This window comes from Pseudomonas rhodesiae (genome assembly GCF_013285305.1).
In the GTDB taxonomy this organism is placed as follows: Bacteria; Pseudomonadota; Gammaproteobacteria; order Pseudomonadales; family Pseudomonadaceae; genus Aquipseudomonas; species Aquipseudomonas rhodesiae.
The window spans coordinates 5,417,683-5,430,128 of the sequence record NZ_CP054205.1 but is presented as its reverse complement, the minus strand read 5'-3'; the positions used below and the strand labels follow the sequence as shown (position 1 = coordinate 5,430,128).

At 62.0% G+C, this 12,446-nt stretch carries 10 protein-coding genes; all 10 read left to right on the top strand.

All coding sequences use genetic code 11. The features are described from left to right. Positions 1–19 precede the first annotated feature (19 nt). The 10 genes from bioB to HRH33_RS24605 all read left to right on the top strand — a co-directional run bounded on the left by bioB (position 20) and on the right by HRH33_RS24605 (position 12,379). The gene (bioB, locus tag HRH33_RS24650) at positions 20–1,075 is read left to right on the top strand and encodes a biotin synthase BioB (protein WP_034101112.1); all 1,056 of its coding nucleotides are present in this window, start codon (positions 20–22) and stop codon (positions 1,073–1,075) included. Positions 1,076–1,218: 143 nt separating this feature from the next. Further along, positions 1,219–2,385: an 8-amino-7-oxononanoate synthase gene (bioF, locus tag HRH33_RS24645; RefSeq protein WP_167417639.1), complete on the top strand. Its 1,167-nt coding sequence runs from the start codon at positions 1,219–1,221 to the stop codon at positions 2,383–2,385. Further along, entirely contained in the window at positions 2,378–3,109 is a 732-nt protein-coding gene (locus tag HRH33_RS24640) for an alpha/beta fold hydrolase (RefSeq protein ID WP_167417638.1), read from the top strand. The genes bioF and HRH33_RS24640 overlap by 8 nt, the downstream gene beginning before the upstream one ends. Next, positions 3,102–3,914 (top strand): malonyl-ACP O-methyltransferase BioC, encoded by an 813-nt coding sequence (gene bioC / locus HRH33_RS24635; protein ID WP_094064226.1) that lies wholly within the window; start codon positions 3,102–3,104, stop codon positions 3,912–3,914. Before HRH33_RS24640 ends, bioC begins: the two co-directional genes overlap by 8 nt. Further along, entirely contained in the window at positions 3,911–4,591 is a 681-nt protein-coding gene (gene bioD / locus HRH33_RS24630) for a dethiobiotin synthase (RefSeq protein WP_167417637.1), read from the top strand. Before bioC ends, bioD begins: the two co-directional genes overlap by 4 nt. A gap of 106 nt (positions 4,592–4,697) precedes the next feature. Next, positions 4,698–4,979 (top strand): hypothetical protein, encoded by a 282-nt coding sequence (locus tag HRH33_RS24625; RefSeq protein ID WP_034101107.1) that lies wholly within the window; start codon positions 4,698–4,700, stop codon positions 4,977–4,979. A 339-nt stretch (positions 4,980–5,318) separates the two neighbouring features. Next, a complete protein-coding gene (locus tag HRH33_RS24620) occupies positions 5,319–7,124 on the top strand; it encodes a phenylacyl-CoA dehydrogenase (protein WP_034101105.1) in 1,806 nt (601 codons plus the stop codon). A gap of 204 nt (positions 7,125–7,328) precedes the next feature. Next, on the top strand, positions 7,329–8,618 hold the full coding sequence (locus HRH33_RS24615; protein ID WP_167417636.1) for a GGDEF domain-containing protein: 1,290 nt from the start codon (positions 7,329–7,331) through the stop codon (positions 8,616–8,618). A gap of 90 nt (positions 8,619–8,708) precedes the next feature. Beyond that, on the top strand, positions 8,709–10,481 hold the full coding sequence (locus HRH33_RS24610) for an acyl-CoA dehydrogenase C-terminal domain-containing protein (RefSeq protein ID WP_123479331.1): 1,773 nt from the start codon (positions 8,709–8,711) through the stop codon (positions 10,479–10,481). A gap of 119 nt (positions 10,482–10,600) precedes the next feature. Next, complete coding sequence (locus HRH33_RS24605) at positions 10,601–12,379, top strand: acyl-CoA dehydrogenase C-terminal domain-containing protein (RefSeq protein WP_094064221.1); 1,779 nt, start codon at positions 10,601–10,603, stop codon at positions 12,377–12,379. Positions 12,380–12,446 lie beyond the last annotated feature (67 nt).

The window sequence follows — 12,446 nt, the reverse complement described above, 5'->3', positions numbered from 1 at the left end:
CATAATCAAGGAACCGCCCATGAGCGCCAGCACCACCGCCCACCTGCGTCACGACTGGTCGTTAGCCGAAGTCAAAGCGCTGTTCGTACAGCCCTTCAATGACCTGTTGTTCCAGGCGCAGACCGTGCACCGCGCGCATTTCGACGCTAACCGCGTGCAGGTGTCGACCCTGCTGTCGATCAAAACCGGCGCCTGCCCGGAAGATTGCAAATATTGTCCGCAGTCGGGCCACTACAACACCGGCCTGGAAAAAGAAAAGCTGATGGAAGTGCAGAAGGTCCTCGAAGAGGCCGCGCGCGCCAAGGCCATCGGCTCGACCCGGTTCTGCATGGGCGCCGCGTGGAAGCACCCATCGGCCAAAGACATGCCCTACGTGCTGCAGATGGTCAAAGGCGTCAAGGCCATGGGCCTGGAGACCTGCATGACCCTCGGTCGGCTCGATCAGGACCAGACCGCCGCGTTGGCCGAGGCGGGCCTCGACTATTACAACCACAACCTCGACACCTCGCCGGAGTTCTACGGCTCGATCATCACCACCCGCACCTACAGCGAGCGTCTGCAGACCCTGGCCTACGTGCGCGAGTCGGGGATGAAGATCTGTTCCGGCGGCATTCTCGGCATGGGCGAGTCCCTCGACGACCGCGCCAACCTGCTGATCCAACTGGCCAACCTGCCAGAGCATCCCGAGTCGGTGCCGATCAACATGCTGGTGAAGGTGGCCGGTACGCCGCTGGAAAATGCCGATGACATCGACCCGTTCGACTTTATTCGCATGCTGGCGGTGGCGCGCATCCTGATGCCTACATCCCATGTGCGCTTGTCGGCCGGCCGCGAAGCCATGAACGAGCAGATGCAGGCCCTGGCGTTTTTCGCCGGCGCCAACTCGATCTTCTACGGCGACAAACTGCTGACCACCGCCAACCCGCAGGCTGACAAGGACATGCAACTGTTCGCGCGCCTGGGCATCCAGCCGGAGGCTCGCGAAGAGCACGCCGATGAGGTGCATCAGGCGGCGATCGAACAGGCATTGGTGGAGCAGAAAAGCAGCGAGCAGTTCTACAACGCCGTCGTTTAATTGAAGTGCGATCCAAATGTGGAAGGGGGCTTGCCCCCGATAGCGGTGGGTCAGTCATTACATGCACTGGCTGGCACACCCTCATCGGGAGCAAGCGCCCTCTCACATTTTGACCGAGTTAAACCTGCCAAACCGAGGCCAGCATGTCTTTCGAACTCGCCGCGCGCCTCGCTGCCCGCCGTGCCCAACACCTTTATCGCCAACGGCCGTTGCTTGCCAGCCCTCAAGGCCCGCAGGTGGTGGTAGACGGCCAACCCTTGCTTGCGTTCTGTAACAACGATTACCTGGGCCTGGCCAATCACCCGCAGGTGATCGAAGCCTGGCGCGCTGGTGCGGCACGCTGGGGCGTAGGCGGTGGCGCTTCGCACTTGGTGGTCGGCCATGCCACGCCGCACCATGAACTGGAAGAGGCCCTGGCCGACCTGACCGGTCGCCCACGGGCGCTGCTGTTTACCACCGGCTACATGGCCAACCTCGGCGCGGTTACGGCGCTGGTGGGGCAGGGCGATACCGTGCTTGAAGACCGCCTCAACCATGCGTCGTTGCTGGATGCGGGGCTGTTGTCCGGGGCGCGGTTCAATCGTTACCTGCATAACGACGCCTCCAGCCTGGCCACGCGCCTGGAAAAAGCCACCGGCAACACCCTGGTGGTGACCGACGGCGTGTTCAGCATGGACGGCGATCTCGCGGACCTGCCCGCACTGGCCCGCGCCGCCAGAGCCAAAGGCGCCTGGCTGATGGTGGATGACGCCCACGGCTTCGGCCCGCTGGGCGCCAACGGCGGCGGGATTGTCGAGCATTTCGGCCTGAGCCAGGACGATGTGCCGGTACTGGTCGGCACCCTGGGCAAAGCGTTCGGCACCGCCGGTGCGTTTGTGGCGGGCAGTGATGACCTGATCGAGAGCCTGATCCAGTTCGCCCGGCCGTACATCTACACCACCAGCCAACCGCCCGCGCTGGCCTGCGCCACGTTGAAAAGCCTGGAGCTGCTGCGCACCGAACACTGGCGCCGCGAGCACCTTGACTCACTGATCCGTCAATTCCGCGCGGGGGCCGAGCAGCTAGGTTTGGACTTGATGCCCAGCTTTACGCCGATCCAGCCGATCCTGATCGGCGACAGCGCCAGGGCGATGCGCTTGTCCCGGATGCTGCGCGAGCGCGGCCTGATGGTCACCGCGATCCGCCCGCCCACCGTGCCCGCCGGCAGTGCGCGTTTGCGTGTGACGCTGACCGCCGCCCACACCGCGGCGCAGGTGCAGCAATTGTTAGAGGCGTTGCAAGCCTGTTTGCGGGAGCCCGACCGTGCGTGATCGATTGATCTTGCTGCCGGGCTGGGGCCTCGGCGTTTCACCGCTGGAGCCGTTGGCCGCTGCCTTGCGTGGCTTGGATGAGCACTTGCAGGTGCATATCGAACCGCTGCCTGCGCTGGACTCCAGCGACCTGAATGAGTGGCTCGACGAGCTCGACGCCACGCTGCCGGACAACGCCTGGCTGGGCGGTTGGTCCCTCGGTGGAATGCTCGCCGCCGAGCTGGCCGCGCGGCGCGGCACGCGTTGCTGCGGGCTCCTGACGCTGGCGAGCAACCCTTGTTTTGTCGCCCATGACCACTGGCCCAGCGCGATGCCCGCTGAAACGTTCGATGCCTTCCTCGCCGGTTGCCACGCCGACTCCCAGGTCACCCTCAAACGCTTCGGCTTGTTGTGTGCCAAGGGCGCCGACGACCCGCGCGGTCTGGCGCGCTTGTTGGTCAGTGGTGCGCCGATTACGCCTTCCACCGTATTGATGACCGGCCTTGAGCTGCTCGCGCAATTGGACACCCGCGATGCGTTGCTGGCTTATCGCGGGCCGCAATTGCACCTGTTTGGCGGCCTGGACGAGTTGGTGCCCGCCGAAGCCGCCAGCGAACTGCTGGCCCTGCTGCCCGATGTTGAAATCGGCCTGATTGAACAGGCCGGCCACGCTTTTCTTCTGGAAGACCCCCACGGTGTTGCGGCGGCCATCCAGGCTTTTTTGCATGAGTGCGTAGATGACTGATTTATCCCTTCCCCCGCTGCCCGGCACTTTGCCGGACAAACGCCAGGTGGCGGCGTCTTTCTCGCGCGCGGCGGCCAGTTACGACAGCGTTGCCGAGTTGCAACGGGCGGTGGGCGGCGAATTACTGGCGCGTTTGCCGGCCGGTATCGCGCCAGCGCGTTGGCTGGATATGGGCTGCGGCACCGGTTATTTCAGTCGAGCGTTGGGTGAGCGGTTGCCCGACAGCCACGGCGTGGCGTTGGATATCGCAGAAGGTATGCTCAATCACGCGCGGCCATTGGGCGGCGCGGCGCACTTCATCGCCGGAGATGCCGAACGGCTGCCGCTGAAGAATGAAAGCTGCGACCTGATCTTCTCCAGCCTGGCGGTGCAATGGTGTGCCCATTTCGATGCGGTGCTCAGCGAGGCCCACCGCGTGTTGCAGCCGGGCGGGGTGCTGGCGTTCGCGAGTCTGTGCGTGGGGACCTTGGAGGAACTGCGCGAAAGCTGGCGCGCCGCCGATGGTCTGGTGCACGTCAATCGATTCCGTACCTTCGACACGTATCGGCAACTGTGCGACGCCAGCGGTTTGCGTGTGCGGTGTCTGGAACGCCAGCCCCACGTGCTGCACTACCCGGACGTGCGCAGCCTGACCCACGAACTCAAGGCGCTCGGTGCGCACAATCTGAACCCCGGTCGGCCAGGCGGCTTGACGGGCCGCGCGCGCGTTGCTGCACTGATCCAGGCGTATGAGCAGTTCCGTCAGGCCCAGGGCCTGCCGGCGACTTACCAAGTGGTGTATGCCGTACTGGAGAAACCTCTATGAGCGCCGCTTATTTCATTACCGGCACCGATACCGATGTCGGCAAGACCACCATCGCCGCCGGCCTGCTACACGCGGCCCGGCAGGCCGGCAAGAGCACGGCGGCGGGCAAGCCGGTGGCGTCCGGGTGTAGCGTGACAAGCAAGGGCTTGCGCAATGCCGATGCGTTGGCGCTATTGGCCGAGTGCTCGGTGCCGCTGAGTTACGCCGAGGTCAACCCACTGGCGTTCGAACCGGCCATCGCTCCGCATTTGGCCGCGCGGGAGGCGGGCGTTGCGCTGACGGTGCAATCGCTGCTCAAACCCATGCAACAGGTTTTGGCGCGGCAGGCCGATTTCACCTTGATCGAAGGAGCGGGCGGCTGGCGCGTGCCATTGACCGACCAGGCCAACCTGTCGGATCTGGCCATTGCGCTCAAGCTGCCGGTGATCCTGGTGGTCGGCGTACGCCTGGGCTGTATCAGCCATGCCTTGCTAACCGCCGAAGCCATTGCGCGGGACGGTTTGCCGCTGGCGGGATGGGTGGCCAATATCATCGACCCCAAGACCTCCCGTCTGGAAGAAAACCTTGCCACCCTCGCCGAACGCTTGCCCGCGCCATGCCTGGGGCGCGTGCCCAAGCTCAAGCAGGCCACGGCTGAGGCAGTAGCCGACTACCTGCAATTGGACCTGCTTGACTGATTTTGGCTATCAGCAAGGCATTGTGCCATTAGTGTTATTGACGGGTGTTTTGCCACGATCTCTGGTTCAATCGGGGCTCACGATTCTCTAAAGGCAGGTTAACGCCATGGAAATCTCAGGAAGCAGTGCGTTTTATTCGGGCCTGAGCACCATTCAGACGGGGCAGAACCGCGTCGACCAGGCCGCCGGTAAAATCGCCAGCGCCGCAACGACTCAGCCGTCGGATGCACAGGTTGACCGGCTGCGCGCCAACGACCGGGCCCAGCCGTCCAACTCGGCGAGCAATATGGTCGAAATGGCCGAGGGTAAGTTTCAGGTGGAGCTGGGTGTCAAAGTTGCCAAGGCTTCGGATGAAATGCTCGGTACGTTGATCGACACCTACGCTTAGCCCGCACTTTTGCTGTTGAGCGGGCCTGCGTAGCAGCCCGACATCTGAATACCTAATCTCTCCCGATCTAGTGAGGCGGTCACACTCGTGACTGCCCTCAGTCCCACGCGCATGAGTTCGCTTACCGCGCGTCTTTCTTAATGATTTCCTACACTCACCCCCTGTGGCGTCGTGCCGCAAGCATTGCCGTGCGTGGCATTGATGCCCGTCATGACAAACGGCATCCGAGCGGTGCTTGACATCCCCAGGTCGTAAACGTATGTTTCAAACACCTGTTTGACCGCCACAGTTCATCCACGCGGTTGTTCATTCCAGATACATCAGCAGAGGTTTATCGCTATGCCTGACTACAAGGCCCCCTTGCGTGATATTCGCTTCGTTCGTGACGAACTGCTTGGCTATGAAGCGCACTATCAGAGCCTGCCGGCTTGCCAGGACGCTACCCCGGACATGGTCGACGCCATCCTTGAAGAAGGCGCCAAGTTTTGTGAGCAAGTGCTGGCACCGCTGAACCGCGTGGGCGACCTGGAAGGGTGCACCTGGAGTGAGTCGGGCGTTAAAACCCCAACCGGTTTCAAAGAAGCCTACAAACAGTTCGTCGAAGGCGGCTGGCCAAGCCTGGCCCACGACGTGGAGCACGGCGGCCAAGGCTTGCCGGAATCCCTGGGCCTGGCAGTCAGCGAGATGGTCGGCGAAGCCAACTGGTCGTGGGGCATGTACCCAGGCCTGTCGCATGGCGCCATGAACACCATTTCCGAGCACGGCACGCCCGAGCAACAAGAGGCGTACCTGACCAAGCTGGTGTCGGGCGAATGGACCGGCACCATGTGCCTGACCGAGCCGCACTGCGGCACCGACCTGGGCATGCTGCGCACCAAGGCCGAGCCACAGGCCGACGGCTCCTACAAAGTCTCTGGCACCAAGATCTTCATCTCGGCTGGTGAACACGACATGGCCGATAACATCGTGCACATCGTGCTGGCCCGCCTGCCGGACGCGCCGGCCGGCACCAAAGGCATCTCGCTGTTTATCGTGCCCAAGTTCCTGCCGAATGCCGATGGCACCATCGGCCAGCGCAACGCGGTGAGCTGTGGTTCCCTGGAACACAAGATGGGCATCCACGGTAACGCCACTTGCGTGATGAACTTCGACGCGGCCACCGGTTTCCTGATCGGCCCGGCGAACAAAGGTCTGAACTGCATGTTCACCTTTATGAACACCGCTCGCCTGGGCACCGCGCTGCAAGGCCTGGCCCACGCCGAGATCGGCTTCCAGGGCGGCCTGAAATACGCTCGCGATCGCCTGCAAATGCGTTCCCTGACGGGCCCGAAAGCGCCGGACAAGGCCGCTGATCCGATCATCGTGCACCCTGACGTTCGTCGCATGCTGCTGACCATGAAAGCCTTCGCCGAAGGCAACCGTGCGATGGTGTACTTCACCGCCAAGCAAGTGGACATCGTCAAGTACGGCACCGACGACGAAGCCAAGAAACAGGCCGATGGCCTGCTGGCCTTTATGACCCCGATCGCCAAGGCGTTCATGACCGAAGTCGGTTTTGAATCCGCCAACCACGGTGTGCAGATCTACGGCGGCCACGGCTTCATCGCCGAGTGGGGCATGGAGCAGAACGTTCGCGACAGCCGCATTTCGATGCTGTACGAAGGCACCACCGGCATCCAGGCCCTGGACCTGCTGGGTCGTAAAGTGCTGATGACTCAAGGCGAAGCGCTCAAGGGCTTTACCAAGATCGTGCACAAGTTCTGCCAGGCCAACGAAGGCAACGAAGCGGTCAGCGAGTTTGTCGCACCGCTGGCGGCTTTGAACAAAGAGTGGGGCGAACTGACCATGAAGGTCGGCATGGCGGCGATGAAAGACCGTGAAGAAGTCGGGGCCGCGTCGGTGGACTACCTGATGTACTCCGGCTACGCCTGCCTGGCTTACTTCTGGGCCGATATGGCACGGGTTGCCGCTGAAAAGCTGGCCGCCGGGACTACCGACGAGGCGTTCTACACCGCCAAGTTGCAGACCGCGCGCTTCTACTTCCAGCGCATCCTGCCGCGTACTCGTACTCATGTGGCTACCATGCTGTCGGGCGCCAGCAACCTGATGGATATGAAAGAAGAAAACTTCGGCCTGGCTTACTAAGCCTTACCGGGTTTCTTGGAAACCGCCGCAGCCCACAGGCTGCGGCGGTTTTTTTTCGACGGTTAAAAAACGCAGCTCAGCGCTCAGGGATTGCGCCTGGCTGCCGTTACAGTGATGGCAATGTGACGCATCCCGCGCAAGGTGTGCTTAACTGTTTGCGCTACGGCAAAGTGCCATTACTTTTTGCGGGTCGGAGCTTTACCCTTGTCACGCGTGTCCGCTGTACGTTTCAGCCATTTCCTTCCTTCGTTGCTGCTTTTACTGGCCGGGCTCTCGGCTGCGTACGTCAAGGACCTCAACGTGTTCTTCACGTCGTTGTTCAACGTGTTGCCGACCCTGGTGCTGTTGCTCGGCGGCTCGTATTGCGCGGTGTACCGCCGTCAGCGCGAACTGTTTCTGATGATCACGGTGTACGTCGCTTACTTCCTGCTCGATACCCAGACCGATTACTACCGCGATAACGGCCGCGTGCGTGAAGACGCGGCGGTGGTGTTTCATCTGTGCTGCCTGTTGTTGCCGTTGCTGTTCAGCATTTATGCGCTGTGGCAGGAAAAAACCCATCTGTTCCGCGACTTTGTCGCACGCTGCGCCGTGCTGCTGGCCGTCGGCAGTGTCGCGCTGGCCTTGGAGCAAAGTTATCCCCAGGCGCTGCTGAACTGGCTGGCGGAAATTCGCTGGCCGGCGCTGCATGGCAACTGGATGAGCTTGATTCAACTGTCATACCCGATGTTTCTGATTGGTTTCGTCACCCTTGCCGCGCAGTACTGGTACCAGCCGCGTCCGCTGCATGCGGCGCAATTGGTGGGTGTGATGGGGTTGTTCTGGATGCTGCCGCAAACGTTCATCCTGCCGTTCACCCTGAACATCATGTGCAGCCAGGTCATGTTGATGATCGCCGCCGGCGTGGCCCATGAGGCGTATCAAATGGCGTTCCGTGACGAGTTGACCGGCCTACCCGGGCGGCGGGCCCTCAACGAGCGCATGCAGCGCCTAGGGCGCAACTATGTGCTGGCGATGACCGACGTCGATCACTTCAAGCGCTTCAACGACACCCACGGCCATGATGTGGGCGATCAGGTGTTGCGCCTGGTGGCGAGCAAGCTGTCCAAGGTCAACGGCGGCGGGCGCGCGTACCGTTACGGCGGGGAAGAGTTTGCCGTGGTATTCGCCGGCAAGACCCTGGATGAGTGCATGCCGCACCTGGAGGAAATCCGCGAGATCGTCGCCAACTACGATATCAAGCTGCGCAACTCGGACCGCCCGCAGGATGACCAACAGGGCCGTCAACGTCGGGCGGGTAGCGGGGCGTCGAGTGTCTCGGTGACGGTCAGCATCGGTGTGGCCGAGCGTCAGATGGAGCAGCGCACGCCGGAAGAAGTGCTCAAATCCGCCGACCAGGCGCTGTACGCGGCCAAGGGCGCGGGACGTAACTGTGTGATCGCGGCCGGCCAGAACCGCCGTGGCGCGGTACGCACCCAGAGCGCTGCCGGTTGAGTGATGGCGGTGTATTCAGCGGCCCTACAGTGATTGAACGGCGTGCCGGCCGGCGGTAGGTTGGAGCGATCTGCCGCCGGAGACATCGCCATGCCTGAGTACAAAGCTCCCCTGCGCGACATGCGCTTTCTGATCGACAACGTGTTTGATTTCCACGGTCACTACGCGGCATTGGGCGCGACGGACGCCAGTCCGGACATGGTCAGTGCAATCCTCGAAGAAGGTGCGAAATTCTGCGAGAACGTGCTCTCGCCGCTCAACCGTAGCGGTGATGAAGAGGGCTGCCATTTCGACAATGGCGTTGTGACCACACCCAAGGGCTTCAAAGAAGCGTTCGCCCAGTATGTGGAAGGTGGCTGGCACGGTGTCGCGGCCGACCCGGCCTACGGCGGTCAAGGCTTGCCGCAATCACTGGGCCTGGTGCTCAGCGAGATGATCGGCTCCAGCAATACGTCGTGGGGCATGTACCCCGGCCTGACTCACGGCGCCATGTCGGCGATCCACGCCCATGGCACCGCCGAACAGAAAGACACCTACCTGAGCAAACTCACCGCCGGCGAATGGACCGGCACCATGTGCCTGACCGAAGCCCACTGCGGCACCGACCTGGGCCTGATCAAGACCCGCGCCGTGCCCCAGGCGGACGGCAGCTACGCCGTCACCGGCAGCAAGATTTTCATCTCGGCCGGCGAGCACGATCTGAGCGCCAATATCATCCACCTGGTGCTGGCCAAACTGCCGGACGCACCGGCAGGTACCAAAGGTATTTCGTTGTTTATCGTGCCCAAGTTCCACGCTGATTCCGGCGAGCGCAATGCGGTGCACTGCGGCTCCATCGAACACAAAATGGGCATCAAGGCCTCGGCTACGTGCGTGCTGAACTTCGACGGCGCCAAAGGCTTTCTGATCGGCGAGGCCAACAAAGGCCTCAACTGCATGTTCACCATGATGAACCACGCGCGCCTGGGCACCGGCATGCAGGGGCTGTGCAATGGCGAGGCGAGTTTCCAGGGCGCGATCAAGTACGCCAATGACCGCCTGCAAATGCGTTCTCTGACCGGCCCCAAGGCCCCGGACAAGCCTGCCGACCCGATCATCGTGCACGCCGACGTGCGGCGCATGCTGTTGACCATGAAGGCCTTCAACGAAGGCAATCGGGCGCTGGCCTATTTCACCGCTCAACTGCTGGACACCGCCCACCTGGGCGACGACGCCGCCCAGCGCCAGGAGGCCGAAGACCTGTTGGCCTTCCTCACGCCGATCTGCAAAGCCTTCATGACCGATACCGGGCTGGAGGTGACCAACCTCGGCATGCAGATCTTCGGCGGTCACGGCTATATCCGCGAATGGGGCATGGAGCAATTGGCGCGGGATGCGCGGATCGCACCGATCTACGAAGGCACCAACGGCATCCAGGCCCTCGACCTGCTGGGCCGTAAGGTGCTGGGCAGCCAAGGTAAGTTGTTGCGTGGGTTTACCAAGATCGTGCATAAGTTCTGCGCTGCGAATGCCGAGCACCCGCAGCTCAAGGGGTATGTGGCGCAGCTCAATCAGTTGAACCAGGAATGGGGCGAGTTAACCACCAAGGTGGGCATGGCCGCGATGAAGAACCCGGACGAAGTGGGCGCGGCGGCTGTGGATTACTTGATGTACAGCGGGTACATCATCCTCGCCTACTTGTGGCTACGCATGGCCATTGCCGCGCAGTCCCACAGCGACGGCGAGTTCGCCAAGGCCAAGTTGGCCACCTGCGAGTTCTACTTCAAACGCCTGTTGCCGCGCACCATCACCCATCGTGCGGCGGTGGAGGCGGGGAGTGACTGCCTGATGAGTCTGCCTGCGGAAGCTTTTTTGCTTGGGTGACTTAAAAATACCTGTCAGTCACAAGTAGACCCTATGTGTCTCAAAAGTTGTTCGGTTACACTCGGGGCCTGTAAAACCGATCCTACCGAATCACCTTTTACGTTCTAACGAGGTTTGCCATGGCTGATTACAAAGCGCCGCTGCGGGATATGCGCTTCGTCCTCAACGAAGTGTTCGACGTCGCCAACACCTGGGCTCAGTTGCCGGCGTTGGCAGACAGCGTAGATGCCGAAACCGTTGAGGCGATCCTCGAAGAAGCCGGCAAAGTTACCGCCAAATCCATTGCCCCGCTTAGCCGCGGCGGTGATGAGCAAGGTTGCCGCTGGGCGGACACGGTGGTATCGACGCCGGATGGTTTCCCACAGGCCTATAAAACCTACGCCGAAGGCGGTTGGGTGGGCGTGGGTGGCGACCCCGCGTTTGGCGGCATGGGCATGCCCAAGGCGGTGTCGGCTCAGGTTGAAGAGATGATCAACTCGTCGAGCCTGGCGTTCGGTCTGTACCCGATGCTGACCTCCGGCGCCTGCGTGTCGATCGCGACCCACGCCAACGAAGACTTGAAAGCCACCTACCTGCCGAAGATGTATTCCGGCGAGTGGGCCGGTTCCATGTGCCTCACCGAAGCCCATGCCGGTACCGACCTGGGGATTATCCGCACCAAGGCCGAGCCGCAGGCGGACGGTTCCTACAAGGTCAGCGGGACCAAAATCTTTATCACCGGCGGCGAGCACGACCTGACCGAAAACATCATCCACCTGGTGTTGGCCAAGTTGCCCGATGCGCCGGCCGGTCCCAAGGGCATCTCGCTGTTCCTGGTGCCTAAGTTCATGGTCAATGCCGATGGCAGCCTGGGCGCGCGTAACCCAGTGAGCTGCGGCTCCATCGAACACAAGATGGGCATCCAGGCGTCCGCTACCTGCGTGATGAACTTCGACGAAGCCGTGGGTTATTTGGTGGGCGAGCCGAACCGTGGTCTGGCGGCGATGTTCACCATGATGAACTACGAGCGTCTGGGGGTAGGTATTCAGGGGTTGGCGTCCGGTGAGCGTTCCTACCAGAACGCCATCGAGTACGCGCGTGACCGCTTGCAAAGCCGTGCGCCGACCGGCGCCCAGGCCAAAGACAAAGTGGCCGACCCGATCATCGTGCATCCCGACGTGCGCCGCATGCTACTGACCATGAAAGCGTCGAACGAAGGTGGCCGTGCGTTCTCCACCTACGTAGCCACCCAATTGGATATCGCCAAGTTCAGCGACGATGCCGCCGCCCGCGAGCGCGCCGACAACCTGGTGGCCTTGCTCACGCCGGTGGCCAAGGCGTTCCTCAGCGACTTGGGCCTGGAAACCACCGTGCTGGGTCAGCAAGTGTTTGGCGGCCACGGCTACATTCGCGAATGGGGCCAGGAACAATTGGTGCGCGATGTGCGCATCACCCAAATCTACGAAGGCACCAATGGCATCCAGGCCCTGGACTTGATGGGGCGCAAGATCGTTGGCAGCGGCGGCGCGTTCTATCGTTTGTTCGCCGACGAGGTTCGCCAGTTCACCGCGACCGCCGGGGCTGAGCTGGGCGAGTTCATCCGTCCGTTGAATACGGCGGTGGATAACCTGGATGAGCTGACGGCCTGGGTGCTCGATCGCGCCAAAACCAACCCGAACGAAATCGGCGCGGCGTCGGTGGAGTATTTGCATGCGTTTGGTTACATGGCCTATGCCTATATGTGGGCACGCATGGCCAAGGCCGCATGGGGCAAGGAAACCGAGGACGACTTCTACGCCAGCAAATTGGGCACAGCACGCTTCTACTTTGCGCGCCTGCTGCCGCGTATCCACTCGTTGTGTGCGTCGGTAAAAGCCGGTAGCGAATCGCTATTTTTGCTGGATGAAGCCCAGTTCTAAAGGCTTGGAGGGCGTGTAAGCAATCTCTTACATGACGTGCTGCTAATCGTCCTCTATCGCCACATTG

What these genes read in the sequence shown, in the direction of transcription:
- bioC (WP_094064226.1), top strand. Translation starts at nt 3,102, where the DNA reads ATGACTGATTTATCCCTTCCCCCGCTGCCCGGCACTTTGCCGGACAAA.
- bioF (WP_167417639.1), top strand. Translation starts at nt 1,219, where the DNA reads ATGTCTTTCGAACTCGCCGCGCGCCTCGCTGCCCGCCGTGCCCAACAC.
- HRH33_RS24620 (WP_034101105.1), top strand. Translation starts at nt 5,319, where the DNA reads ATGCCTGACTACAAGGCCCCCTTGCGTGATATTCGCTTCGTTCGTGAC.
- HRH33_RS24625 (WP_034101107.1), top strand. Translation starts at nt 4,698, where the DNA reads ATGGAAATCTCAGGAAGCAGTGCGTTTTATTCGGGCCTGAGCACCATT.
- bioB (WP_034101112.1), top strand. Translation starts at nt 20, where the DNA reads ATGAGCGCCAGCACCACCGCCCACCTGCGTCACGACTGGTCGTTAGCC.
- HRH33_RS24610 (WP_123479331.1), top strand. Translation starts at nt 8,709, where the DNA reads ATGCCTGAGTACAAAGCTCCCCTGCGCGACATGCGCTTTCTGATCGAC.
- bioD (WP_167417637.1), top strand. Translation starts at nt 3,911, where the DNA reads ATGAGCGCCGCTTATTTCATTACCGGCACCGATACCGATGTCGGCAAG.
- HRH33_RS24605 (WP_094064221.1), top strand. Translation starts at nt 10,601, where the DNA reads ATGGCTGATTACAAAGCGCCGCTGCGGGATATGCGCTTCGTCCTCAAC.